We start from the raw sequence: 24,872 nt of genomic DNA, 5'->3' as shown, positions 1-24,872 counted from the left end.
GTGGGGGCTAACCGCCCACCGTGATGTGCTCGTCGTCCGGCCTCGGGGGCTTCTCGGTGCGCTTGGGCCTGGCCCCCGGCTTGGACTTGCACAGGGTCACGCATCTGGGCGCCGCCCCGGTCTGGGCCATCACGGCCTGCATCTCGTCCTTGGGCGACAGCGTGCGGTTGCCGTTCAGCCAGGCGTCCAGGTAGTTCCACGGCTTGACCATGCCCCGCCGTACCCACCAGAGCGAGGGCTCGGTCTTCCAGGAGATCGCGAAGTAGAGGTTGCTGGCGGTGTAGCGGGCGTTGCCCGAGTTGCCGACCTGGCCGAGGACCTGGCCCGCGCTGACCCGTGTCCCCGGCACGATCCCCGGTGTCACCCTGTCCAGATGGCCGCCGAGGTAGCGCACGCCGTCGTCGCCGATGACGCTGACGAACCGGCCCTCGCGGTCGGCTCCCCGGTCGGTGGAGCGCTTCCAGCGGTTCTTGGTGTTGACCTCGTGGACCACGCCGTTCACCGGCGAGACGAACGAGCATCCCTTGGCCGCCCAGACGGTGGTCTTGGGCAGGACCAGCAGCCTGCTCTCGTAGGTCACCCTGCAGTCCTTGACGGGGAAGGCGTAGGTGTGGCCGGACACCTTCGGCGGCGGCACCTGCACCGGGTCGCCGGCCTTGGGCCGCTCCACCGTCACCCGCACCGGCACCGGCACCTTGGGGACAGCCGTCTGTGTCGGCGACGGAATGGTCGCGGTCACCGCGCCCGGCGCCGCGGCGACCGCCTCGGCGGAGGGGGGCGGAGGCAGCGTGCTGATGCCCGCCACTCCACTCGGTGACGCGCAGGCCCCTGTGACGAGCACCGCGCCGGTTACGCCGACCAATCGCGCTATATGCCCCGATCGCATGATCTCCACCCGCGTAACTTATCGAGAATCGGCCGTTACCTTTGTAACCGACCTTCCGATTGGTCATGGCCCGTTCCGGAAAGTCGCCTCCACCGTCAGGCTCCGAGCTGTCGCGGGCCGCCACTAGACTCGCGGCGTGGCAGGCCGGATCAGTGACGAGGACATCGCGCTCGTGCGGGAGCGCTCACCGATCGCGGACATCGTGGGTGAGCACATCCAGCTCCGCAACGCGGGCGGCGGAAACCTGAAGGGGCTGTGCCCCTTCCACGACGAGAAGAGCCCGTCCTTCAACGTCACCCCCACCCGGGGCTACTGGTACTGCTTCGGCTGCGCCGAGGGCGGAGACGTCATCACCTTCGTCCGGCGGCTGGAGCACCTGTCGTTCGGCGAGGCCGTGGAGCGGCTGGCGAACCGGGCCGGCATCCAGCTCCGCTACGAGCAGGGCGGCTACGTCCCCGGCCGCGAGCAGGGCGAGCGGAGCCGACTGATCGAGGCGCACCGGGCGGCGGCGGAGTTCTACGCCTCGAAGCTGTCGGCGCCGGACGCCGCGATCGGGCGCAAGTTCCTGTCGGAGCGCGGGTTCGAGCGGGTCGACGCCGAGCACTTCGGGGTGGGATACGCCCCGGCCGAGTGGGAGGCGCTCGCGCGCCACCTGATGGCCCGGGGGTTCACCAGCGCCGAGCTGATCAAGGGCGGCCTGGCCAAGGAGGGGCGGCGAGGCCCGATAGACCGGTTCCGGGGGCGGCTGGTCTGGCCCATCCGCGACATCACCGGTGACGTGATCGGTTTCGGCGCGCGGAAGCTGAACGACGCCGAGGACGGCCCGAAATACCTCAACACCCCCGAGAGCCCGCTCTACAAGAAGAGCGAGGTCCTCTACGGCGTCGACCTGGCCAAGCGGGAGATCTCCAAGCGGTCCCAGGCGGTGATCGTCGAGGGCTACACCGACGTGATGGCCTGCCACCTGTCGGGCGTGCCGACGGCGGTGGCCACCTGCGGCACCGCCTTCGGCGAGGAGCACATCAAGGTGCTGCGGCGGCTGCTGCTGGACCAGTCCGGGTCCCAGGGCGAGGTGATCTTCACCTTCGACGGCGACGCGGCGGGGCAGAAGGCGGCGCTGCGGGCCTTCGCCGACGAGCAGAAGTTCGTCACCCAGACCTTCGTGGCCGTGCAGCCCGACGGGCTCGACCCGTGTGACCTGCGCGTACGGCAGGGCGAAGCCGCCGTGCGGGACCTGGTCGCCAGCAGGGAGCCGCTGTTCGCGTTCGCGATCCGCAGCATGATCTCCCGCTACGACGTGAGCACCAACGAGGGCCGGCTCTCCGCGCTGGACGCCGCCGCGCCGATCGTGGCCGGGATCAAGGACCGGGCCCTGCGCCAGCTCTACGGCGTGGACCTCGACCGGTGGCTGGGCTTCAACAACGAGCGTTTCGTCATGGACCGGATCGCCGAGATCTCCGCCACGGCCCAGCCGCGCCAGCAGCGGCAGCAGCGGCCCGCCGGGCCGCGGAAGGTCGCCGACCTCACCGATCCCGGCGTGCGGACCGAGGCCGAGGTGCTGAAGCTGGCCGTGCAGCGTCCCGCGCTGCTCGGGCCCGGTTTCGACACGATCGGCCCGGCGGCGTTCACGCTGCCCGAACACGTCGCGCTCTACAAGCTGGTCATGGACGCCGGGGGCACCGCGGCGGCCGGGCACGGCGGCCGCGAGTGGGTGGACCGGCTGCTGGGCGGGGTGACCGACGCGCTGCGCGGGGTGGTCACCCGGTTCGCGGTGGAGGAGCTGCGCGCGGACGTGGCGAGCGAGGAGCGCTACGCCTCGGCCATGCTGGCCGCGCTGGAGCTCGTCTCGGTGGTCCGGGCGATCGAGCAGCTGAAGTCGCGCATGCAGCGGACCAACCCGGTCGAGGAGCAGCAGGAGTACAACCGGCTGTTCGGTGAGCTGGTCGCGCTGGAGCAGCAGCGGCGCGTGCTGAAGGAACGTGCCGCCGGAAGTTGATCGCGTAATTGGCTTTAATTTCCATGCGCTGATTCGACCAAACCTTAATGAGGTCTCGGTTCGATAATGATCGGGGCCTTACCTTCGGTGACAAAAATAGGTCTGCCATTTTGGGGACCCAATACAGCAGACTGTGTCCCGTGGGTGCATCGGTGCTGCCAAGTGGGCCGCCATCGGTAGACCAGGTGGCCGACCTCGTTGCGAAAGGGAGAGAGCGCGGAAGCGTCACGGTCGATGACGTGGCCGCCGCTCTCGACAAATCCGAGCTGCCGTCCGACGCGCTCGAACGCGTCGTCCGCATGCTCGCCGAACACGGAGTGGAGGTCCTCGAACCCCAGGGCGACGAGGAGACCACCCGCTCCGATGAGGAGGATGTCGGTAAACGTGCTCCGACCAGCGATCTTGTCCGCATATACCTGCGGGAGATCGGACGGGTGCCCCTGCTCACGGCCGAGGAGGAGGTGGAGCTCGCCAAGTCCATCGAGGCCGGGCTGTTCGCCGAGGACAAGCTGACGAGCGTCGTCTCGCGGCTGGCCTTCCCGGAGTTCAAGGAGCTGGTCTGGCAGGGCACGCGGGCCAAGCAGCGGCTGATCGAGGCCAATCTGCGGCTCGTCGTCTCGATCGCCAAAAGATATGTGGGCCGCGGGATGCTGTTCCTGGATCTGATCCAGGAGGGCAACCTCGGGCTCATCCGGGCGGTCGAGAAATTCGACTACACCAAGGGATACAAGTTCTCCACGTATGCCACATGGTGGATTCGCCAGGCGATCACGAGGGCCATCGCCGACCAGGCGCGCACCATTCGCATTCCGGTGCACATGGTCGAGACGATCAACAAGCTGGTCCGGGTGCAGCGCCAGCTCCACCAGGATCTGGGCCGCGAGCCGGCGCCCGAGGAGATCGCACTGGAGATGGACCTCCCGATCGACCGGGTGATCGAGATCCAGCGCATCGCCCAGGAGCCCGTCTCGCTGCAGTCGCCGATCGGCGAGGAGGACTCCGACCTCGGCGACTTCATCGAGGACGCGGACGCGGTCGTGCCGATGGAGGCCGCGGCCTTCATCATGCTGCAGGACCAGCTCGACGACATCCTCGCGACGCTGTCCGACCGTGAGCAGCGCATCATCCAGCTGCGCTTCGGCCTGGCCGACGGCCATCCCCGGACGTTGGAGGAGGTCGGCCGGGAGTTCGGCGTGACGCGGGAGCGCATCCGGCAGATCGAGTCCAAGACCCTGGCCAAACTCCGTCATCCGACCAGAGCTCAGATGCTCCGCGACTATCTCGACTGAGAGTCCTTACGGCGAAGGCCCCCTGGTTCCACGTCCCGGGGGCTTTCGCCGTTCCCGGCCGGCGGCGCCTCGCGAGCCGGTGACGCTTATCACACCGAGCTGGGGGCCACCTGGATTGGTGAAACGAGGTAAGGGGAAGCTAAGTTAGGGACGCCTAACTGACTTTCAGGAGCCTTCATGCCCCCCGTCCTCCGTTCTGTCGCCACCTGCGGCTTTCTCGCCATCGCGCTCACAGCCTGCGGCTCGGCCGACGACGGTGCCGCCGACGGCGGTCTGACGACCGGCAGCGGCAGCGCCGCCGGCTCGGCCACCCACGCCGCCCCGACGGGCAAGGTCACCGAGACCGTCGACGTCGCGGCCACCGACACCACGTGCGTGGCGGCGAAGACCGCGCTGCCCGCCGGCGTCGTCAGCTTCCGGGCCAAGAACGACGGCAAGCAGCCCACCTGGCTGTATCTCTTCCGGGCGGACAAGACCGTGGTCGGCGAGCGGGCCAACATCGCCCCCGGCGCCACCGGCGACCTGGTCGTGGAGCTCGCCGCGGGCACCTACCAGCTCGCCTGCAAGCCCAACCATGAGGGCGACGGCATCCGCCAGGAGGTCACGGTCACGGGTGAGCTCGCCGTCCAGGCCGATCCGCGCGTCACCCGCGCCGTCGAGGACTACCGGGCCTACGTCGCCACCCAGGTGGACGACACCATCGCCACGACCGAGAAGTTCGTCGCCGCGGTCAAGAAGGGCGATGTGAAGAAGGCCAAGGCCCTCTACGCCCCGAGCCGTTTCGGCTGGGAGAGCATCGAGCCGGTGGCCGAGGCGTTCGGCGACATCGACCCCAAGGTGGACCTGCGCGAGGCCGACCTGGAGGAGGGCCAGAAGTGGACCGGCTGGCACCGCCTGGAGAAGGCGCTGTGGAAGGCCCCGGACACGGTCAAGAAGGAGGCCAAGTACGGTGACACCCTCCTGACCGACCTCAAGGAGCTCAAGGCCAGGCTGCCCAAGGCCGAGATCACCGCGAGCTCCATGGCCAACGGGGCCAAGGAGCTTCTCGACGAGGTCGCGACCGGCAAGGTGACCGGCGAGGAGGAGGCCTTCTCGCACACCGACCTGTGGGACTTCAAGGCCAACGTGGACGGCGCGCTCAAGGTCTACCAGCTGCTCACCCCGATCGTGATGGAGAAGAACCCCGGCCTCGTCACCACGCTGGACGCCGAGTTCGCCGACCTGGACAAGCTCCTGGCCAAGTACGCCGAGGGCGACGGCTACGTCTCCTACACCGACCTGTCCAAGGACCAGGTCAAGGAGCTCGCCGACGCGGTCAACGCCCTCGCCGAGCCGCTGTCCGGCCTCGCCGCGGTCGCCGCGAGCTGATCCTTGCCGAAGCGCGGTCGCCGCGAGCCGATCTTTACCGAAGGGGGAGAAATGCCCGATCTCAGCCGCCGCCGGCTCCTGACCGGCGCGGGCATCGCCGTGGGCGCCGGAGCCGCCGCGGTCGCCGGCGCCGGCCTGGTACGGCAGGCGCAGCCGGCGCCGGTCCAGGCCGACGCCCCCGGAGGGTCGATCCCCTTCCACGGCGCCCACCAGGCCGGGATCGCCACGCCGGTCCAGGACCGGCTGCACTTCGCCGCCTTCGACCTGAGCACCGACTCCCGCGAGAAGGTGGTGGCGATGCTGAAGGCCTGGACCGCGGCGGCCGTCCGGCTGACCGCGGCGCAGGAGGTCGGCGGCGGGGCGACGGGCGCGGAGCTGGCCCCGCCGGACGACACCGGCGAGGCCATCGGCCTGCCCGCCTCGCGGCTCACGCTGACGGTGGGCTTCGGCCCCTCGTTCTTCGACAAGCTGAAGCTGCCCAGGCCGGACCGGCTCAAGGAGCTGCCGCACTTCCCCGCCGACAAGCTCGACCCGGCCCGCAGCGGCGGTGACCTCTGCGTGCAGGCCTGCGCCGACGACCCGCAGGTGGCGGTGCACGCCGTACGGAACCTGGTGCGCATCGGCTTCGGCACGGCGTCGGTCCGGTGGTCCCAGCTCGGCTTCGGCAAGACGTCCTCGACCACGCCGGACGCGCAGACCCCGCGCAACCTGATGGGCTTCAAGGACGGCACGAACAACATCGCCGGCACCGACCACAAGCAGCTGGACGAGCACGTCTGGGTCGGCGACGAGGGGCCCGAGTGGATGCGCGGAGGCTCCTACCTGGTTGCCCGGCGGATCCGGATGCACATCGAGACCTGGGACCGCACCTCCCTGAAGGAGCAGGAGGACATCTTCGGCCGGACCAAGCGCGAGGGCGCCCCCTACGGCGGCACGCGCGAGCACGACCCCGTGGTCCTGGACAGGATGCCGATCGACTCCCACGTGCGGCTGGCCAACCCGGCGGCCCTGGGCGGGGCGACGATCCTGCGCCGGGGCTACTCCTTCACCGACGGCAGCGACGGCCTGGGGCGGCTGGACGCGGGCCTGTTCTTCCTGGCCTACCAGCGTGACCCGGAGAAGGGGTTCATCCCGATCCAGCGCGCCCTGGCGGCCAAGGACACGCTCAACGAATACATCCAGCACGTCGGGTCCGGAGTCTTCGCCTGTCCGGGCGGGGTGCGGCCGGGCTCGTTCTGGGGCCAGGGGCTCCTGGACTGACCGCACCTCCACCCGCGGCCCGGGGGAGACCCTGTTCTCCCGGCGCATACAGGGGCAGACTGGGCAAATGGAGGCGCGGCCCGCGGTAGACGACGCCGCGCTCGGGCGCGGGGCGTGGTCCGTGCTCGACGCGAACCGGACGGGGTCCGCCACCGTGCCCGCACCCGGCCTCTACCCCCACCAGTGGAACTGGGACTCCACCTTCGTGGCGATCGGCCTGGCCCGCTGGGACACCCGCAGGGCGGGGGCGGAACTGCTGGGCCTGCTGGCCGGGCAGTGGCGCACCGGGATGGTGCCGCACATCGTCTTCCGCCCGGCCCGCGCCGAGGCCTACTTCCCCGGCCCCTCTGTGTGGCGCTCGCAGGAGAACCCGGCGTCCCCCAACGGGACGCCCACCTCCGGTCTGACCCAGCCGCCGCTGCACGCCCTGGCCGCCTGGTGGGTGTGGCGGCACGCGGCGGACCGCGAGGAGGCCGCGGCCCTCGTCCGCCGGCTGTACCCGATGCTGGTGGCCCAGCACGCCTACCTCGCCACGACCAGGGACCTGGGTGGGGGAGGGCTGGCCGCGATCGTTCACCCGTGGGAGTCGGGGATGGACGACAGCCCCGTGTGGGACGCCCCGGTGGGGGCGCTGCCCGCCGTCCGCTACGCGTACCGGCGGGAGGAGCCTCCCGGCTGCCACTCCGACAGCCACCAGGACCGCTACGTCTGGCTGGCCCTGCGCTACCGCGACTCCGGCTACGACGCCGCCTACCTGCGGGACGACCATCCGTTCGCGGTCGAGGACCCGATGTTCAACGGGATCTGGCTGGCCTCCTGCCAGGTGCTCGCCGAGCTGGCCCCGCTGGCGGGCGCCGACCCCGGGCCGCACCTGGAGGCGGCCGAGCGGATCCGCGCGGGCCTGCTGGAGCGCCTCTGGTCCGACGGTGTCTTCCGCGCCCGCGATCTGCGCAGCGGGCGGCTCAGCCCCGTCAGCACGGTCGGGTGCTTCGGGCCGATGCTCGACCCGGGCCTGCCCGCCGACAGGGTGGAGAAACTGGTGGGCGTGCTGGAGTCGCCCCGGTTCATGGGCGCCGCCGGGTATCCGGTGCCGAGCTGCGAGATCCGCGCGCCGCAGTTCGACCGGTCCCGATACTGGCGGGGGCCGTCCTGGGTGAACGCCAACTGGCTGCTCCGGCTGGCGCTGGCCGTACACGGCCGGACGGACCTGGTGCGGCTGCTCGGCGCGGGCACGCTGCGCCTGGTACGGCAGGCGGGTTTCCGCGAGTGCTTCGACCCCTTCGACGGCAGCGGCCGGGGCAGCGGGGACTTCTCCTGCTCGGCCGCGCTCACCCTCGATCTGCTCGCGGATAACGTGGGAGAATGAAGCTCTTCAACCGCATGCCCGCCGAGGTCCGCGCGGCCGTCGTCCCTCCCGACCGGGTGCTGACCTACGCCGAGGGGCCAGACGGCTACGTGATCGCCACGGACCGGGCGCTCTATCTGGGCGGTGTCCGGCTGCCGTGGTTCCAGGTGGACCGCGGCGTCTGGGACGAGGAGGGGCTGACGGTCGTCACCACGGCCGGGCAGTCGCACCGGGCGCTGCTGCCCGAGCCGGGGCGGATCCCCGAGGCCGTGCGGGAGCGGGTGACCGCCTCGATCGTGGTCAGCCAGTACGCCCCGCTGGACGCGCGCGGCGGAGTCCGGCTGGTGGCCAGGAAGGCCGACGACGACCGCATGATCTGGGAGTTCGTCTTCGACTCCGGCATGGACCCCGCCGACCCCGGCCTGCGGGCCCTGGCGGAGCAGGCGCTGGAGGAGACACGCCGTAGTTTCGGCGTCTGACCACCTCGGACCTCGGACCTCGGGCAACGGGGAAGGGGGCGGCTCCCGGGCTCCGTCCACGCGGAGGGGGACCGCGCCCGGGCCCGGACGCGCGGAAGGCCCCCCGCGGGGGGCCTTCCGCCGCCGGTCCCTCAGGGGCGCCAGTCCTTTCGGGTCGCCGGTCCTTCAGGGCCGCCGTCCCTCACGGGTGCGGGGAGACGGCTCTGTCGTCCTCCGGCCAGCCGGTGCCCGTCTCGTCGTGTTTGGCGGCCTGCACGCCGTTCTCCGACTGCAGGAAGGGCAGCCGGTTCTTCGCCACATGGCTCACCTTCGTCTTGGCGACGTCGGTGACCTTCGAGACCCGCGCGCCGACCAGGCCGGCGGCCTCCTGCACCGAGGGGTTGTCGGACACCCGCTGGGCCATCCGCTTGATCTGCTCGTATCGCTCGCGCCCGGCGCGGCTCCCCAGGATGTAGCCCACCGCAAGACCCACCCCGAACATCAATCGGTAACGCATCTCCACCTCCACAGCCGTGCTCCGCCGGACCCTACCCGCGGATCGCGAGTTCTCTCCGACCTACCCCGGTGTAGCGATGCGACACACACGCTCGGAGCGATGCGACACACACGCTCAGAGTGCGCTAATCTATTCCTGCGCCGCAAGGAGCGGGGAAAACCTCCCCGGGCCGGAGCAGCGCAAAGCACGATCCCGTGTAGCTCAATCGGCAGAGCAGCCGGCTGTTAACCGGCAGGTTATAGGTTCGAGTCCTATCGCGGGAGCCACATCCGAAGGCCCCCGGAGCCCAGCTCCGGGGGCCTTCGGCGTTCCATGTCCCCATTCGGAAGACAAATCATCTTCAGTCATAGAAGATGACAGACGCTGCGTCGTGTATCGCTGTGCTCGCCTGTCAAGCGAAGATGGCGCGGTTGCCGCGGAACACCAGCGATCGCAGTGGGACAAGGGCCGCTGCACACAGGGCACCGCGCCGCCCGGAACGGCTGTCTGTGCCCGTGAGCCACGCATGGGTGGTTGTTCTGTGCTGATATGGCGGAGGTCCCGGCGGCGTGCACCGGATCTGATCCAGGGTGTCCGACGCGCCGTGTCCACATTCCTGAAGGCGAGAGGGCCTGTTCCGGCCGTGCGGGAGGTCGATGTCGCGGCGGCCGCGGACTTCCTGAGGTTGTTCCACGCGGAGAACCCGGCCGCGGGGCCGGTGGAACCCCGCCTGCGCGAAGCGCAGGCCGAGATCCACATGACGGGGACCTACACGCACACCCCCGAAGAACTCACCTTCGGCGCGAGGGTGGCCTGGCGCAACAGCTCCCGGTGCATCGGGCGGCTCTACTGGCACTCGCTGCAGGTGCGTGACCGGCGGGAGGTGAACACGGCCGAGGGCGTGGCCGTGGAGTGCGTGAACCATCTGAGGGAGGCCGCGCCCAACAACAAGGTCCGGCCGACGATCACGGTGTTCGCCCCGGACCGGCCCGGCAGGCCGGGGCCGAGGATCTGGAACGAGCAGCTGATCCGGTACGCCGGATACGCGATGGACGACGGGTCCGTCATCGGCGACCCCCGGTACGTGGACTTCACCACGATGGTGCGCAAGCTCGGCTGGTCCGGTGGGCCCGGCTCCCACTTCGACGTGCTGCCGCTGCTCGTCTCGGAGGGGAACGGGCCGCCGCTGATGTGCGCGGTGCCCGGCGACGCCGTGCTGGAGGTGCCGCTCTCCCATCCGTCCTACCGGTGGTTCGAGAGCCTCGGGCTGCGCTGGCACGCCGTACCGGCGATCTCCAACATGTGCCTGGAGATCGGCGGGATCCACTACCGGGCGGCGCCGTTCAACGGCTGGTACATGGGCAGCGAGATCGGCGCGCGCAACCTCGCCGACATCGACCGCTACGACCTGATGCCGGTCATGGCCCACCTCCTCGGGCTGGACGCCACCGACGACCGCTCGCTCTGGCGCGACCGCGCCCTGGTGGAGCTGAACGTGGCGGTCCTGCACTCCTTCGGGCAGGCGGGGGTGACGATGACCGACCACCACACCGAGTCCCGGCGTTTCCTGACCCATGTGGCGCGCGAGGAGAAGGCGGGGCGGGTCTGCCCGGCCGACTGGAGCTGGATCGTCCCTCCCATCTCGGGCTCGGCCACGCCGGTCTTCCACCGCTACTACGACGAGGCGGAGCTGTCGCCGAGCTTCGTCCACCATCCCGACTCCATGGACCGCGGACTCGGTCACTGGCCTGTCAGCTGACCCTGCCGGGAGGCCCGCGCCCGCTCTCGCCCGGGAGAGGCGCATGTGCTCCGGCCCGGGGAGAGCCCGGCGGGAGGGGGCGCGGTCCGGGCCGGTCGCGGGGACGGCGCGGCCGGGCGGGACCGAGGCCGTCGCGGTTGCTGTCGTAAGGTCGGTAGCCCGACTGCTCAGGAGGATGCCGTGCGCATCGCATTCGCCGGCCTGGCCACCAGCCACCCCTTCACCGACGCCCGTACCGTCGCCCGCCGCGCCGAACTGGTGGTGTGGGAGGAGGACGCCGTCCGGCTGGCGCGCTTCGCCGAGGAACACTCGGCGGCCACCGTGGTCCCCACCCTGAAGGAGCTCCTGGCGGCCGAGCCCGACGGCGTCGTCCTCACGGTGCCCACGCCGCGGACGGCGGAGGCGCTGGGGCCGGTCCTGGAGGCGGGGGCGCCCTGTTTCGTCAACAAGCCGGCCGCCGCCACCCGCGCGGGGCTGCGGGAGCTGGACGCGCTGATCGCGCCGGTCGCCGAGCGGGTGATGTCCGGCTCGGTGCTCCGTTTCGCCCCCGGGTTCGCGGGCCGGAGGGTCGACCCCGCGGAGGTCCTGGCGGTCCGGGCGACGGTCCGGCACGACGTGGGCCTCTGGGCCACCGGCTACAACCCCTGGCAGGACGATCCGGCCGAGGGGGGCGGCACGATGGTGACGATGGGCATCCACGGCGTGGAACTGCTCGTCGCCCTGCTCGGCCCCGACGTACGGCTCGTCGGCGCGGCGGGGGCGACCCGTCACTACGGCTCGCTCCGCTCGGAGGACACCGGCGTCATGGCGCTGCAGTGGGGGAACGGCGTCCCCGGCACCGTCGAGATCCTCGGGGTCACCGAGGAGGAGTCCTACACGGTGACCGTCCACACCCGCGACGCCGCCGAGACGATCGTGATCCAGGGCGGGGACGACGTGCTGCGGGGCCTCGGCTACGAGGGCACGATCGAGGCGTTCCTCGCCATGGTCGGGGGAGCGCCCAGTCCCGTCCCGTGGGAGCAGACCCGCGCCATCCTCGACGTGCTGATCTCGGCGCGCGAGGCCGTCCCGCCGAGCTGACGCCGCGCCGCGCCCATTGACATCCGGAGCCTGTCGAAGTTACGGTCTGGACCGTAAATGAGAACAAGGAGGCCGGATGCGCACGCTGGCGGAACTGGACGAGCGGCTGTCACGACCGCGTGACGGGCTCGCCGACGATCTGGGCAAGCTCGACGGCGACATCATGATCCTTGGGGCCGGCGGCAAGCTGGGACCGAGCCTGGTGCGCCTGGCGCTGCGCGGTGTGCGGGCGTCGGGGGTGCCCCGGCGGGTGATCGCGGTGTCGCGGTTCTCCGAGCCCGGGCTGGCGCAGTCTCTCCAGGAGAGCGGCGCCACGGTGGTGGCGGCCGACGTCGCCGACGAGGAGGCGCTGCGCGGCCTGCCCGACGCCGCGAACGTGGTCTTCCTGGTCGGCGCCAAGTTCGGCACCGCCGGGCGCGAGCACGCGACCTGGTTCACCAACACCTACCTGCCGGGACGGGTGGCCGACCGGTTCCGCGGCAGCAGGATCGCGGCGCTGTCCACGGGCAACGTCTACCCCCTGGTGCCGGTCGCGAGCGGCGGCAGCACCGAGGACGGCCCCACCGGCCCGGTGGGCGACTACGCGATGAGCTGTCTGGGCAGGGAGCGGGTGCTCACGCACTTCGCGGCCGAGTACGGCACGCCGCTGTCGCTGATCCGGCTCAACTACGCGGTCGAGATGCGCTACGGCGTGCTCGTCGACCTCGCGCAGAGGATCCTGGCGGACCAGCCGATCGACCTGACGACCGGACAGGTCAACGTCGTCTGGCAGGGCTACGCCAACGAGGTCACGCTCCGCTCGCTGCCGCTGGCCGGCGCCGAGCCGTACGTCCTCAACGTCACCGGCCCCGAGCTGGTCTCGGTACGGCAGGCGGCGGAGGCCCTCGGCGAGGCTCTCGGCAGGCGGCCGGTGTTCACCGGCGAGGAGGCCCCGACGGCGCTGCTGTCCAACGCCGCGCGCTGCCACGGGCTGTTCGGCTACCCGGATCTCACGCTCACCGAGCTTATCGGGCACACGGCGCGATGGGTGGCCGATGGCGGGCCGCTCCTCGGAAAGCCCACCAAGTTCGAGCGTCGTGACGGCAAGTTCTAATCGAGGGGGATGGCACGTGCTGAGCACGGCACCTGGGACGCACGCGTCCGTACATGATCTGTTCCGGCGGGGATGTGTGATCCCGGCCCACCCGCTGGCGCTGACCGGCGAGCGCCGGCTGGACGAGCGGCGCCAGCGGGCGCTGACCCGCTACTACATCGAGGCGGGGGCGGGCGGACTGGCCGTCGGGGTGCACACGACGCAGTTCGCCATCCACGGCACCCCGCTGCTGCCCCCGGTGCTCGAACTGGCGGCCGAGACCGCCCGCGAGTACGACCGGGAGGTGCTCCTCGTGGCCGGGGCCACCGGCCCCACCGCCCAGGCCGTGGCCGAGGCCGAGCTGGCCGCGTCGCTCGGCTACCACATGGTCCTGCTCAGCCCCGCCCGGGGACTCGACGAGGACGAGCTGATCGAACGGGCGCGCGCGGTGGGGGAGGTCCTCCCCGTCATCGGCTTCTACCTCCAGCCCGCGGTGGGCGGCAGGCAGCTGTCCCGGAACTTCTGGACGGAGCTGGCCGCGATCGACTCGGTGGTCGGGATCAAGGTGGCGCCCTTCGACCGCTACCGGACGCTGGACGTCCTGCACGGCGTCTGCCGCGCGGGCCGGGAGGGCGAGGTCGCGCTCTACACGGGCAACGACGACCACATCCTCGCCGACCTCATCACCCCTCACCGGGTCGTCGTCGACGGCCGCGAGGTCGAGCTGGAGTTCGTCGGCGGGCTGCTGGGCCAGTGGGCGGTCTGGGTGCGGCGCGCGGTCGAGCTGCTGGAGGAGGCGAAGCGCGCCCGCGCCGGCGACGACGTGGCCGTGCGGCGCCTGCTGACCCTCGACGGCCACCTCACCGACGCGAACGCGGCCATCTTCGACGTGGCCGGCGGCTTCCACGGCTGCATCCCCGGCATCCACGAGGTGCTCCGGCGCCAGGGCCTGCTCGCCGGGCGCTGGTGCCTGGACCCGGCCGAGGACCTGTCCCCGGGCCAGCTCGCCGAGATCGACCGGATCTGGGCCGCCTACCCCTGGCTGCGTGACGACGACTTCGTCGCCGAGGGTCTCGGCCGGTGGCTGGGCTAGAGGGTCAGCCGGTACATCGTCAGCGGGCGGCCGCTCGAACCGCTGGAAAGGTTGCCGGTGCGCTCGGCGAGCCCCGACAGCTCCAGGCGGTGCAGCATCCGGCGGGCCGTCCGCTGCTGCACCCCCAGGCGCTCGGCGATCTCGCGGGTGGTGAGCGGCTCGTCGCCCACGGCGGCCCGGGCCTCGATCAACCTCTCCAGCGTCGGGACCGACAGCCCCACCCGGCGCGCGATCACGTTGAGGTTCTTGCCGCCCGCCGGCGCGGCGGTGACCGATTCGAGCACGATGTCGGTGTCGGCACGGAGCGACAGCACCGCGGCCACCTCGCCGATGCGGCGGGCGCGGGCGAGGGCGCGGCGTGCCAGGCTCTCGGCCTCCGCCGCGCTGCGCCCCAGCCCGAACCCCACCCGCACGACCTGGTTGTGGCTCGCCAGGCGCGACAGCATGGGCAGCGAGGAGAAGCCCCCCGTCGCGTCGGAGAGCGGGCCGCGCGTGGTGACGAGCAGATGCGTGCCGCCGCGGAAGGCGGCCAGCGTGCCGCCCAGCGCGGTGGCCTCGCGCAGCAGACCCTCCTCGCTCTCCACCTCGATCAGCCCGAGCGCGATCTGCGCGTCCTCCTGGGCCTGCCCCTCGGCCGACTGCAGGAGCTGGCGCAGGGCGACGCGGACCGAGTGGACCGACGGGACCAGGCGCAGCACGTGCATCTCCCCGCGCAGCGCCTCGTGGACCGAGCTGAGGCAGGTGACCACGGCGTGTCCCCCGCCCCGGCGGTGGAACGCGACAGCCTTCTTCGAGCTCATCCCCTGGCGGTAGGGGAGGGTCCGGATGTCCTCGGTGGGCAGGCCCGCCTCGGCGAAGGTCGTCACGATGTCGGCGGAGGCCAGGGTGTCGATGGACAGCCGGGTCACGTCCTGTCCCTCGTGCTGGAGGCGGACGAGGGCGCTGAGCAGGGTGGCGCCGGAGTAGTCCACGAAGGAGGCCGGCCGCGACAGCACGTCGGCGTCGCGTGCCAGCATGTAGGGCACGATGCCGGTGAAGAGCCATCCCTCGACCGACGCGGCGTGGGCCTCCACGATCGCGGGCGCCTGCGACTCGTGGTCGTAGTCCAGCCGCAAGGCGCTCACCCCGAGCTGCTCCTCACAGGTGGCGGCCACCTCGTCAACCAGATCATGGGGGCCGACGACTCCGATGACGATGCCCACCCAGGCCTCTCCGTTCCCTATTACGGTCAAGACCGCTTTATGGTCTGACTCTACCTTTTGTGAGGTGCTCGTTGGCTCTGACATTTCCCAGCATGGCCGGACCGGACGGACGGACACTCGGCGACGAGGAGGTCGCCGCCGCGGAGCGGGTGATCCGTTCCGGGATGCTCAGCTCCGTGTGGGGGACCGAGGCGCGAGCGCTGGAGCGTGAGATGGCGGAGCTGTACGGCTCCCGCCACGCCATCGCCTGCAGCTCCGGCACCGCGGCCCTCCATCTGGCCGTCGTGGCCGCCGCGCCCGACCCCGGAGACGAGATCATCACGACCCCGCTGACCGACTTCGGCACGGTGGCCCCTATCTTGGCGCAGAACGCCGTCCCTGTCTTCGCAGACGTCGATCCGGAGACCGGGAATCTCGATCCGGACGCGGTGGCGGCGCTCATCGGCCCGCGCACCCGTGCGATCATGGCCGTCCACCTGTTCGGGGCCCCGGCCCGGACGGCCGAGCTGCGTGCCCTGGCCGACGAGCACGGCCTGGCGCTGATCGAGGACTGCGCCCAGGCGTGGCTGGCGACGTCGCCCGGCGGGCGCCCGGTCGGCACGGTGGGGCAGGTCGGCTGCTTCAGCCTCCAGCAGTGGAAGCACATCACCTGCGGCGACGGCGGCCTGGTGATCACCGACGACGACCGGCTGGCCCACACGATGCGTCTCTTCGCCGACAAGGGCTGGGACAGGGCCGTCGGCCGCCATCATGTGAGCTTCGGGCTCAACTACCGCATGACCGAGCTGCAGGCGGCGGTCGCCCGTGCCCAGCTCGTGAAGCTGCCCTGGGTGGTCGAGGCCCGCAGGCGCACCGCCGCGCGGCTGCTGAAGGCTCTGGACGGGCTGGACGGGGTCTGCCTGCCGGATCCCGAGGGGCATGCCTGGTGGCTGTTCCCGCTGGTGCTGCCCGGCGGGGGAGCCCCGGAGCTGGCCGAGCGGCTGGCCGGTGCCGGGATCCCCGCCAGGGCCGGTTACCTGGCCGAGCCGCTCAACCGGGCCCCGGTGTGGGACGGGCCCGTCTACGGCACCTCGCGCTTCCCGCTGGACGGCCCGCCCGCGCCGTGTCCCGAGGCCGAACGCCTGGTCGCGGAGAACCTGCTGGTCATCGACTGGAACGAGCACTACACCGACGAGCACGTCGACGCGGTGGCCGCCGGGTTCGGTCGATGATCACTTATCGGGTACCGGCCTTGGCGGTTAGTTACGTTCGTATTTCAGGCATTGACCCGCCTTTAACCAGGTGACTAGGTTTCGGTCTAGACCGGTATTAGCAAAAAGGAAAGGAAGGCGCCGATGAGGAAGGTCGCCGCAGCCGGCCTCGCGGCCGCCCTGGGAGTCGTGCTCGCCGGATGTGGATCCGGCTCCGACTCCGGGTCGGGCAAGAGCACGGTCACCATGTGGATGTACCCCGTCATCTCCGACCAGGCCAAGAGCCAGGCGTTCTGGGGCAAGGTCGAGAAGGACTTCGAGGCGGCGAACGCCACCATCGACCTCAAGATCGACCTGCAGCCCTGGGAGGGCCGCCAGGAGAAGGTCACGACGGCCCTGGCCGCCAAGAAGGGCTTCGACCTGGTCGTCCTCGGCCCCGACCAGATCCCGCAGTACGCCCAGCAGGGCTCGCTCGTCGCACTCGACGATCTGGTGGCCCCCGCCAAGTCGGCCTACCTGCCCGCGGCGCTGAACGCCCTGACGGTGGACGGCGCGCTGTACGGCGTGCCGATCTACCAGACGATCACGGCGCCGATCTACAACAAGAAGGCCTTCGCCGACGCCGGGGTCACCGAGGTGCCCGGCACCTGGGCCGGGCTCAAGGAGGCCGCGCCCAAGCTGGCGGCCAAGAAGATCGCCGTCCTGGACTACCCGGGGGCTCCCGAGATCAGCCTCAACCAGAGCTTCTACCCGCTGCTGTGGTCCAACGGCGGCAGCGTGTTCGCCCAGGACGGCAAGTCCGTCGCCTTCAACGGCCCTGAGGGCGTGGCGGCCCTGCAGCTCCTCCTCGACCTCAAGGCCGTCGGCGGGATCCCCGAGAACGCCGCGACCAAGACCAACGAGATCGAGGGCGGCCCGCTGGCGGCCGGCAAGACCGCCATGTACCACGCGGCGACCGCGCTCCAGGCGGTCCAGCTCGGCGCCGCGATCGGCGCCGAGAACGTCGGGATCGGGCTGCCGCTGGAGGGCAGCAAGCGCGTGGCGTTCGGCATCCCCGGCGGGCTGGTACTGGCCAAGCACTCCTCCCGGCAGGCCGAGGCCAGGAAGTTCGCCGAGTATCTCTCCTCGCCCGAGGTGGCGGCCGACCTCGCCAAGGAGTCCGGCTTCTTCCCCGCGCGCACCGACGCGACCGTGCCGGGGCAGACGCCGGAGGCCACGGAGTTCGCCAAGTCGCTGGAGTTCGCCTTCCCCGGCGACACCCACCCCAAGGCCCGGCAGGTGATGGCGCTGATCGCACCGCACATCCAGGCGGCACTGCTCGGCAAGGAGGACGCGAAGAAGGCCCTTGACGCGGCCGCCCAGGAGGCCAACACGCTGCTGGCCAGCGGCTGAGCCAACCATGCATCTCCCCGCCGCGCCGGCCGCGGCGGGGAGGTCCGACTGAGAGGTGTGACCCTGTGCGACAGCGGTTGCGAGATCCCATGACGGGGCTGCTGTTCGTCCTGCCGATGCTGGTGCTCTTCCTGATCTTCCGAATCGCCCCCACGCTGGGGGCGGCGGGCATGAGCCTGACGGACTACAAGGTCAGCGGAGAGTGGAGCTTCGTCGGGGTCGACAACTACGCCAGGCTCCTGGACGATCCGCTCTTCCTGGCCAGCCTGCGTACCACGCTGCTCTACGTGGCGATCTACGTCCCGCTGACCATGCTGGTCTCCCTCGGCACCGCCCTGATGCTCAACGCGGCGATCTACGCGAAGGGGCTGTTCCGCGGGATGCTGTTCCTGCCCTACGTGACGAGCTTCGTGCTGGCCGGGGTGATCTGGCGCTGGATCTACGAGTTCGACGGCCTGCTGAACGGGCTGCTGGCCAAGGTGGACCTGGGCCCGGTCGGATTCCTGGAGCAGTCCTCGCTGGTGCTGCCCGCCCTGGCGGTGGTCTCGGTCTGGAAGGGGTTCGGCTACTCCATGCTGATCCTGCTCGCCGGCCTGAAGTCCATCCCCGGCTCCTACCTGGAGGCGGCCCGTGTCGACGGGGCCAGCGCCTGGCAGCGCTTCCGCCGGATCACGCTGCCGCTGCTGCGGCCCGCCCTGTTCTTCGTCCTGATCATCGAGACCATCGGGGCCTTCCAGACCTTCGACACCATCTACGTGATGACCGGAGGGGGCCCGGCCCGGGCCAGCTACACCCTCATCTACGGCCTCTACGAACAGGGCTTCAAGTTCTTCGACTTCGGCTACGCGGCGACCCTGGGCATGGTGCTGTTCGCGATGGTCCTGATCGTCTCGCTGGTCCAGCGCCGCCTGCTCGACCGGGGGACCTCATGACGATCACCGCTTCCCGCCCCACCACCACGGAGAAGAAGAAGGCGGCGGCCCCCGCGCCGCGCCGTACGTTCGGGAAGTGGCCGCTGACGGTCCTGCTCGGCCTGGTCTCGATCCTCACGGTCAGCCCGTTCCTGGTGATGCTCGTGGTGGCGCTCTCGCCCGCGAGCAGCCCGACGGTGCCCGCGCAGTGGCCCTCCGAGCTGACCTTCGACAACCTCGTGCGGACGCTGTCGGCCTCCGGGTTCATCGGATGGACGATGAACTCGCTGATCTACGCGCTCGTCTCCGTGGTGATCATCCTGATCACGGCGTCGATGGCCGGCTACGCCTTCGCCAAGAAGCGCTTCCCCGGCCGGGACGCCCTGCTGTGGGTCTTCCTGGCGACGATGATGGTGCCCTTCCAGGCCACGCTGATCCCGACGTTCGTGCTGGTCTCCGACCTGGGCGGGATCGACACCTACTGGGGTCTGATCGTCCCCACGCTCGCAAACTCCCAGGCCGTCTTCCTGATGCGCCAGTTCATCAAGGACCTGCCGGACGAGCTGTTCGACGCGGCCCGGGTGGACGGCGCCTCCGAGTGGCTGGTCTACTGGCGGATCGTCGTGCCGCTCACCAAGCCGATCCTCGCCACGCTGGGGGTCTTCGTCTTCCTGTGGCACTGGAACGACTTCCTGTGGCCGCTCGTCGCCGCGCAGGGCGACGCGCTGCGCACGCTGACGGTCGGCCTGACCACGCTGCGGGGCGAGGAGGTCCCGCTGGCCGTGCTGATGGCCTCCGCGACGATCTCGGTGCTGCCCTGCCTGCTCGTCTTCGCCCTGCTCCAGCGCTACCTGGTCAACAGCATCGCCATGACCGGCCTGAAATAGGCTCGCCGGATGGACATCGACTCACGGGCGGCGAAGCTGCGCGACCGGCTGGGCGGTACCCTGGTAGCGGCGGCGGCCACCCCCATGACCGCGGCCGGAGAGGTGGACCTCGACCTGGCCGGCGACTACCTGGCGGGCCTGGTCGCCGACGGGGCCGACGGCCTGGCCGTGCTCGCGCACACCGGGCGCGGCCCCTTCCTCGCCCCGGAGGTCCGCGCGGGCCTGATCACCAGGGCCGTCGCGACGGGCGTGCCGGTGATCGTGGGCGTCGGCGGCTCACCCGGTACGGGAGACACATCCGGCCCGGCACGCTTGTCCGGTACGGCGGGCCTATCCGGTGCGGGAAGCCCGTCCGGTACGGCGAGGCCGTCCGGTACGGCGGGCCTGTCCGATGTGGCGGGCCCGTCCGATGCGGCAGGTCCGTCCGGTACGGCGGGGCACGCCGGTGGGGCCGTCGACCGGATGGTGGCCGAGGCCCGGGTCGCGGCCGGCCTCGGCGCGGACGCCGTCATGGTCTTCCCCACCGACGACCCCTGGGCCGCCCACGACGCGATCTGGCGCTCGACCGGCCTGCCGATGATCGCCTTCGACCTCTACGTCAAGCCCTACCCGCCCGGCGTCCTGCGCCGGCTGGTGCGCCACCCCGGCGTGGCGGGGCTGAAGACGGCGCTGCTGTCGGACGCGATGGGCTGCCAGGAGGCGATCGCCGTCACCCGAGCGGCGGGCAGGCTCCCCATCACCGGCGAGGACCGGATGTTCGGCCCGTCGCTGCTGTGGGGGGCCGAGGCCGCCCTGGTGGGCATCGCGGCGGCGGCGGTGGAGGTCACGGCGGAGGTGATGACCGCCTTCGCCGGCTCCGACCTGCGCGCGTTCGAACGGGCGTCCGCGCGGCTCGACCGGCTGGCCGCCGCGACCTTCACCGAGCCGATGGAGGGCTACGTCCAGCGCATGCTCTGGCTGGCCGCCGCCGAGGGACGGATCCCGGACAGCCACGCCCACGACCCGTACGGCCCTGACCTGGCGGAGGACCGGGCACTCCTGGCGGCCTTCGCGACCGGGCCCGCCCGGATCTCCTGAGGCCGGTCGGGAATGCCCCGCCCCTTCATAGGGAGACACCAGGGGCGAACTGATCACTTCGTCACGCCGCTGAGCTGCCGGAACGCCGCTCAGGCGGGCAGATCCCAAGATGGGCCGTCCGGTTCGCCCAGCCAGACGTACTGGCGGTCCCCGGTGACGGTGAGCCCGAACGAGGACTGGTGCGGCGACCCGGCCGCATGCCAGGTCAAGATGGCGTCCTCGACCGCGTCCCAGAGTCGTAGCGGGCCGTGCTGGTGGACCGTCCACCCTCCGGCCGGGTCGGGCCGGGTGTCGGCCCGTGATCCGGTGCCGACGTCCAACAGGATCGTCATGTCGCCAATCGTGGCCCGCTGGGCGGTCGGCGCGGCGAGCTGGGCGACGAACAGGGCGGCGTCGCCGTCCAGGAGCGCCGGATCAATCCTGGACTCTCGGGCCTGGCCTATGCCGGTCTCGACAGGTGGCCGCGGCGGCGCCAAGTGGGTTCGGGCGGTCATGAAGTAGAGGTCGTCCTTGAGGAAACGCCCACTGGCGCTGCCGTCGTCGGCGAGGGTGATGTGCGCGAACGCGACCCCGCCCATCCAGCCCCACATCGGTGTCGTGACGGTCCTTCCGGCGCGGACCTGCCCCGTCCATGCCGGGGGAATGGTCCGTACCGAGCAGGTGCTGATCAGCCGGTCGTATGGGGCGCCGTCGTGGTAACCGTGCAGGCCGTCACCCACGACCAGAGTCGGCGCGTATCCAGCCATGGCGATGGCCTTGCCGGCGCGCTCGGCCACGGCGGGGTCGTACTCGATCGAGGTCACCGCACTGTCGCCGAGGCGCCGGCACATCAGCGCGGTGGAGTAGCCGGTGCCGGTGCCGATCTCCAGCACCCTGTCACCCTCGCCGATGCCGGCGGTCTCCAGCATCCGCACGACCAGACTCGGAGTGGTGGATGACGAGCTGGGCGAGCCCGTCACCGCCCCAGAAGCGTCCTCGGCCAGGACCCCGTCGACCTGGGTCACCCACGTCTCGTCGGTGTAGACCAGGCTCAGCCAGTCGCTTTCGTCCATCTCGGCGCGGCGGACGGCTGTCCACAGGTCGCCGCGGACCGCGTCGCGCAGGAAGACGGCGTCGCCGACGAACAGCTCACGCGGCACCTTCTCCAGCGCCTCACGCCAGCCGGCGGATCCCGCGATGTCCGCCAGCGTGTGGCGGAGCTTTGCGGCGGTGTCGCTCACGACCACCATCCCTCCAAGATCACATCGGCGAAGGCGTGCGCCATCGCGTCGGCATCAGGTAACCAAGCCCACTGGCCGTTCGGGTTGCATTCGATGAAGGTCCACGTTTCGGGTCGCTTGTCGGCGGCGCTGAGAGCGAAGTCGAAACAGCCGAACACCAGCCCAAAGACATCAAGGTAGGCGGGTCCGGCTGGCCGACGAGGCCGGCGACCGGGCGTTGCGAGCTACTGTGCTGCGGTCCATGGCGGTCCAAGCCCGAGAGGTCGGCCACAACCGGGAGGCGCTCGCCCTGGCCGACGCTGCCGCATCCGCCCTTGGTGCCTGCGGTCCGCAGCGTATCGTGGCGTGGATCACCGGGATGCAGGCTGAGGCGCACGCCGGTGTCGCTGATCGCTGGGATGCCCTGGCGCTGCTGCGCCGCACTGAGGCTCAGCTTGAGCACGCCGACTCTCCGCCCGAGGAGGAGTGGGTCGGTAACTACAGGCGGGAGGCGCTGCAGCACCAGACAGGGCTGGCGCTCACCGCGCTGGGCGACCATGCCGGCGCTGCACAGCACTTCGTCGCGTCCATGAGCACGCGACGGCCGGTGGAGCGACGTACCCGCGCCATGATCGGTCTGCGGTGCGCCCATGCTCACCTACGCGGCGGCGACGCTGAGCGGGCCGCTGCGACCGTGCTCAGTCTCCGCGAGGACCTCGCGGGGATCGCCTCCGCCCGCGTCCACCGTGAACTGCGGCAGCTTCGCCAGGAGTGGCAGCCGTACCGGGCTGCCCCGCATGTCGCCACGGCGGATTCCCTCGCTGCCGGACTGCTTCGCTGACTGCCGTGTTGTGTGGCCCCGCCGCCCCTCGCCGGAGGCGGGACCGGGCCGGGTCGGCCTCTGCGTGTAGTGCCTGTTGCGAAAGTACTGGTCGTAGGCACTCGTTGACGGCCCCGGTGGCGCCGGTTCAATCGCAGGAGAACGTGCGTGTGCTCTTCGGCCCCGCTGGGCATCCTTTCCGCCTGTGCCGCGACGACGGCTGAGTCATGCTCCGGCCTGATCTGCTTCCGAGACAGACTCCGGCGGGCCGCTTACCGCTCCGGGGGAGCTGACGGGGAGCCGTGACCGGGTGGGATCTCCAGGCCGAACAGGTCGGCGGCGTTGCGCCAGGCGACCCGCTCGGCGGTCTCGCCGGTCAGTCCGGCCGCCGCGACCGCGCCGAACGCGGAGGCGGGGTCGATCAGCGTGGCGTCGGTGCCGAAGAGCAGCTGGCGGGCGTCGACGGCGGCGGCGACCTCGGCGAACCGCCCGGCGGGCGCGTGGGACCAGCAGGGTTCGAGGTAGAGGCGGTCGCACGCGCGGGCCGCCTCGATCGCGTGCCGCCACCCGGTCGCCCCCATGTGGCCCGCGATCGCCCGCAGGCCGGGCAGATCGAGGCACACCTGCGCGAGGTCCAGCACGGAGGCGTCCCAGGTGTGCACCAGCGCGGGGCAGCCCAGCTCGGCCAGCATGGCCAGCGCCTCGCGCATCTGGGGGGAGGTCACAGGTGACCTGGTGTAGTCGGTGTGGATCTTGGCGCCGACGAACCGGCCGGTCGGGAGATACTCGCGCAGGTCGCGCTCGGCGTCGGCGAGCCGCCTGGGGTTGACCGTCACGTAGCCGTAGAGCCGGGCCGTGCCCTCCAGGACGGGGGCGAGCGCCCGGTTGCCGGAGGGGGCGTCGTAGATGACGGCCTCGGTGGCGGACACCACGGCCAGGTCGATGCCGTAGCGGTCCATGACCGCGAGGTTCACCTCCGCCACGTCCATGGTGAAGAACCACGGTCCCCAGTGGGCGTGCACATCGATGATCATGACTGTGCCTCCAGGCCGAGCAGGCGGCGGGCGTTGCCGCCCGCGACGCCGGCCACCTCGCCGGGCGTGAGCCCGCTGGTGGCCAGGCGCAGCAGGGGCACGACCGGCTCGTAGTGGGGGGTGCGCGAGCCGTACAGCAGGCGCTCGGCGCCGACGTGGCCCGCGGCGGTCTCCAGCGCGTCGGGGGAGTTGAGCAGCCGGGTGGAGGTGTGGAAGCCCGGCTCGTCGGCGGCCGTCACGAGGAAGTCGCCGAGGTGGTAGAAGTGCGTGTCCAGGAACACCACCCGGGCGCCGAGCCCGGCGAAAGGACGCCAGAAGCGCCGCACGTCCCCGCCGGTGAGGATGGCCAGCCCGAGGTCGGTGGCCCGCCGAGCGACGTGCCGTACCGAGGGGAAGTCCGCCTCGACGCCCTGCTCGTCGGGGAAGAGCCGGACCGCGCGCGCTCCGGAGCCCGCGAGCCGTTCCAGCTCCCCGCCCGCGCCGACCGGGTCGCGGAGGTCGACGGCGCCGACCGGGAGCAGGTCGGGACGGTCCAGCGCGAGGATCTCGTCGTTGCCGGAGCGCACGTCGAACAGCGCGGCGCGCAGGCCGGCCACCGCGCCGGCCGTGATCCGGTGCCGGGCGAGCGTCTCGCACACCTCGGCCGGGGTGCCGGGCGGGCCGTCGCGGTCGGGGTAGGCGCCGACGAGTACGTCGACGTCGAGGGTCACCGTGAGGTCCCCGATCAGGCCCTCCGCGTCGAAAGCTGTCATGCCGGCAACGATCCGTTCTCCGAGTTCTCTATACCGGTCTTGACCATAATTGCCTTTCTTGCGATCCACAAGCGTCAAGCCAGTGAAAGACTGTTGACAGCGGATGCTCAAAAAATTACGGTCAGGGCCCAAATCGAACAACAATGGACTCGCGACACGGCGGCGGCACGCTCCGGAGCATGCCGCCCCGCGGACCCGAGCCGCTCCGGGCGCGAGAGCCCGCCTCGCCGACGCCGAGCGCGACCTGCGCGAGTATCTCCCGACCGGCCGGTTCGTCGGCGCCAAGATCCACACCGACTACACCAG

The 24,872-nt window shown here is 71.1% G+C and carries 23 protein-coding genes, 1 tRNA gene and 1 pseudogene; 18 read left to right on the top strand and 7 right to left on the bottom strand.

Annotated features, from left to right (window positions below; translation table 11 throughout):
* Positions 1-7: 7 nt before the first annotated feature.
* Positions 8-862, bottom strand: coding sequence for a M23 family metallopeptidase (locus tag CA984_RS15575; RefSeq protein WP_242675974.1), 855 nt, complete (start codon positions 860-862; stop codon positions 8-10).
* Between the two features lie 160 nt (positions 863-1,022).
* Here CA984_RS15575 and dnaG point away from each other — a divergent pair, with 160 nt between their 5' ends.
* The 6 genes from dnaG to CA984_RS15545 all read left to right on the top strand — a co-directional run bounded on the left by dnaG (position 1,023) and on the right by CA984_RS15545 (position 8,623).
* Entirely contained in the window at positions 1,023-2,882 is a 1,860-nt protein-coding gene (gene dnaG / locus CA984_RS15570; RefSeq protein WP_086572635.1) for a DNA primase, read from the top strand.
* 185 nt (positions 2,883-3,067) lie between these two features.
* Complete coding sequence (rpoD, locus tag CA984_RS15565) at positions 3,068-4,171, top strand: RNA polymerase sigma factor RpoD (protein ID WP_386434902.1); 1,104 nt, start codon at positions 3,068-3,070, stop codon at positions 4,169-4,171.
* A 177-nt stretch (positions 4,172-4,348) separates the two neighbouring features.
* Positions 4,349-5,539 (top strand): iron uptake system protein EfeO, encoded by a 1,191-nt coding sequence (gene efeO / locus CA984_RS15560; RefSeq protein WP_086572632.1) that lies wholly within the window; start codon positions 4,349-4,351, stop codon positions 5,537-5,539.
* Positions 5,540-5,590: 51 nt separating this feature from the next.
* Positions 5,591-6,799, top strand: coding sequence for an iron uptake transporter deferrochelatase/peroxidase subunit (efeB, locus tag CA984_RS15555; protein WP_086572629.1), 1,209 nt, complete (start codon positions 5,591-5,593; stop codon positions 6,797-6,799).
* A 67-nt stretch (positions 6,800-6,866) separates the two neighbouring features.
* Entirely contained in the window at positions 6,867-8,165 is a 1,299-nt protein-coding gene (locus CA984_RS15550) for an MGH1-like glycoside hydrolase domain-containing protein (protein ID WP_086572627.1), read from the top strand.
* Positions 8,162-8,623 (top strand): hypothetical protein, encoded by a 462-nt coding sequence (locus CA984_RS15545; RefSeq protein ID WP_086572624.1) that lies wholly within the window; start codon positions 8,162-8,164, stop codon positions 8,621-8,623. The genes CA984_RS15550 and CA984_RS15545 overlap by 4 nt, the downstream gene beginning before the upstream one ends.
* A 181-nt stretch (positions 8,624-8,804) precedes the next feature.
* On the opposite strand, the gene CA984_RS15540 is transcribed toward CA984_RS15545, so the two are convergent.
* Entirely contained in the window at positions 8,805-9,119 is a 315-nt protein-coding gene (locus CA984_RS15540; protein WP_086572676.1) for a YtxH domain-containing protein, read from the bottom strand.
* 190 nt (positions 9,120-9,309) lie between these two features.
* Here CA984_RS15540 and CA984_RS15535 point away from each other — a divergent pair.
* From CA984_RS15535 to CA984_RS15515, 5 genes are all read left to right on the top strand, one after another.
* Positions 9,310-9,385, top strand: a tRNA-Asn gene (locus CA984_RS15535).
* Positions 9,386-9,741: 356 nt separating this feature from the next.
* Complete coding sequence (locus tag CA984_RS15530) at positions 9,742-10,857, top strand: nitric oxide synthase oxygenase (protein ID WP_086572621.1); 1,116 nt, start codon at positions 9,742-9,744, stop codon at positions 10,855-10,857.
* Between the two features lie 180 nt (positions 10,858-11,037).
* Positions 11,038-11,937, top strand: a complete 900-nt coding sequence (locus CA984_RS15525; protein WP_086572618.1) for a Gfo/Idh/MocA family protein — start codon at positions 11,038-11,040, stop codon at positions 11,935-11,937.
* Between the two features lie 76 nt (positions 11,938-12,013).
* Positions 12,014-13,030: an NAD-dependent epimerase/dehydratase family protein gene (locus CA984_RS15520; protein ID WP_086572616.1), complete on the top strand. Its 1,017-nt coding sequence runs from the start codon at positions 12,014-12,016 to the stop codon at positions 13,028-13,030.
* Positions 13,031-13,106: 76 nt separating this feature from the next.
* Positions 13,107-14,102, top strand: a complete 996-nt coding sequence (locus CA984_RS15515) for a dihydrodipicolinate synthase family protein (protein WP_242675973.1) — start codon at positions 13,107-13,109, stop codon at positions 14,100-14,102.
* Here the strand turns inward: CA984_RS15515 and CA984_RS15510 are convergent.
* The gene (locus CA984_RS15510; protein ID WP_242675972.1) at positions 14,099-15,304 is read right to left on the bottom strand and encodes a response regulator; all 1,206 of its coding nucleotides are present in this window, start codon (positions 15,302-15,304) and stop codon (positions 14,099-14,101) included. The genes CA984_RS15515 and CA984_RS15510 overlap by 4 nt on opposite strands.
* A 92-nt stretch (positions 15,305-15,396) precedes the next feature.
* On the opposite strand from CA984_RS15510, the gene CA984_RS15505 reads away from it, so the two are divergent.
* The 5 genes from CA984_RS15505 (at position 15,397) to CA984_RS47165 (ending at position 20,761) form a co-directional block, all read left to right on the top strand.
* The gene (locus tag CA984_RS15505; protein WP_242675971.1) at positions 15,397-16,515 is read left to right on the top strand and encodes a DegT/DnrJ/EryC1/StrS family aminotransferase; all 1,119 of its coding nucleotides are present in this window, start codon (positions 15,397-15,399) and stop codon (positions 16,513-16,515) included.
* A gap of 123 nt (positions 16,516-16,638) precedes the next feature.
* Entirely contained in the window at positions 16,639-17,886 is a 1,248-nt protein-coding gene (locus CA984_RS15500; RefSeq protein ID WP_086572610.1) for an extracellular solute-binding protein, read from the top strand.
* A 65-nt stretch (positions 17,887-17,951) separates the two neighbouring features.
* Entirely contained in the window at positions 17,952-18,818 is an 867-nt protein-coding gene (locus CA984_RS15495) for a carbohydrate ABC transporter permease (protein WP_086572607.1), read from the top strand.
* Positions 18,815-19,684 (top strand): carbohydrate ABC transporter permease, encoded by an 870-nt coding sequence (locus CA984_RS15490; RefSeq protein ID WP_086572605.1) that lies wholly within the window; start codon positions 18,815-18,817, stop codon positions 19,682-19,684. Before CA984_RS15495 ends, CA984_RS15490 begins: the two co-directional genes overlap by 4 nt.
* Before the next feature lie 9 nt (positions 19,685-19,693).
* Positions 19,694-20,761: a dihydrodipicolinate synthase family protein gene (locus CA984_RS47165; RefSeq protein WP_086572603.1), complete on the top strand. Its 1,068-nt coding sequence runs from the start codon at positions 19,694-19,696 to the stop codon at positions 20,759-20,761.
* 89 nt (positions 20,762-20,850) lie between these two features.
* Here the strand turns inward: CA984_RS47165 and tgmC are convergent, their stop codons facing one another.
* Both tgmC and CA984_RS46165 read right to left on the bottom strand, forming a co-directional pair.
* Entirely contained in the window at positions 20,851-21,981 is a 1,131-nt protein-coding gene (gene tgmC / locus CA984_RS15480; protein WP_242675970.1) for an ATP-grasp peptide maturase system methyltransferase, read from the bottom strand.
* A complete protein-coding gene (locus CA984_RS46165) occupies positions 21,978-22,139 on the bottom strand; it encodes a hypothetical protein (protein WP_165781265.1) in 162 nt (53 codons plus the stop codon). Before CA984_RS46165 ends, tgmC begins: the two co-directional genes overlap by 4 nt.
* A gap of 59 nt (positions 22,140-22,198) precedes the next feature.
* On the opposite strand from CA984_RS46165, the gene CA984_RS15475 reads away from it, so the two are divergent.
* Positions 22,199-22,801 (top strand): NsdA family TPR-like regulatory protein, encoded by a 603-nt coding sequence (locus CA984_RS15475; protein WP_479725532.1) that lies wholly within the window; start codon positions 22,199-22,201, stop codon positions 22,799-22,801.
* 251 nt (positions 22,802-23,052) lie between these two features.
* Here the strand turns inward: CA984_RS15475 and CA984_RS15465 are convergent, their stop codons facing one another.
* Together CA984_RS15465 and CA984_RS15460 are read right to left on the bottom strand one after the other, a co-directional pair.
* A complete protein-coding gene (locus CA984_RS15465; protein WP_086572596.1) occupies positions 23,053-23,814 on the bottom strand; it encodes an amidohydrolase family protein in 762 nt (253 codons plus the stop codon).
* Positions 23,811-24,566, bottom strand: a complete 756-nt coding sequence (locus CA984_RS15460) for an amidohydrolase family protein (RefSeq protein ID WP_242675969.1) — start codon at positions 24,564-24,566, stop codon at positions 23,811-23,813. Before CA984_RS15460 ends, CA984_RS15465 begins: the two co-directional genes overlap by 4 nt.
* A gap of 103 nt (positions 24,567-24,669) precedes the next feature.
* On the opposite strand from CA984_RS15460, the pseudogene CA984_RS47895 reads away from it, so the two are divergent.
* Positions 24,670-24,872: pseudogene (locus CA984_RS47895) on the top strand (hypothetical protein); the annotation flags it as partial.

The sequence above is a fragment of the Streptosporangium minutum genome (genome assembly GCF_002149035.1).
GTDB lineage: Bacteria > Actinomycetota > Actinomycetes > Streptosporangiales > Streptosporangiaceae > Streptosporangium > Streptosporangium minutum.
Note: the sequence above shows the minus strand (reverse complement) of the source record. Positions and strands in the feature narration are given on the sequence as shown.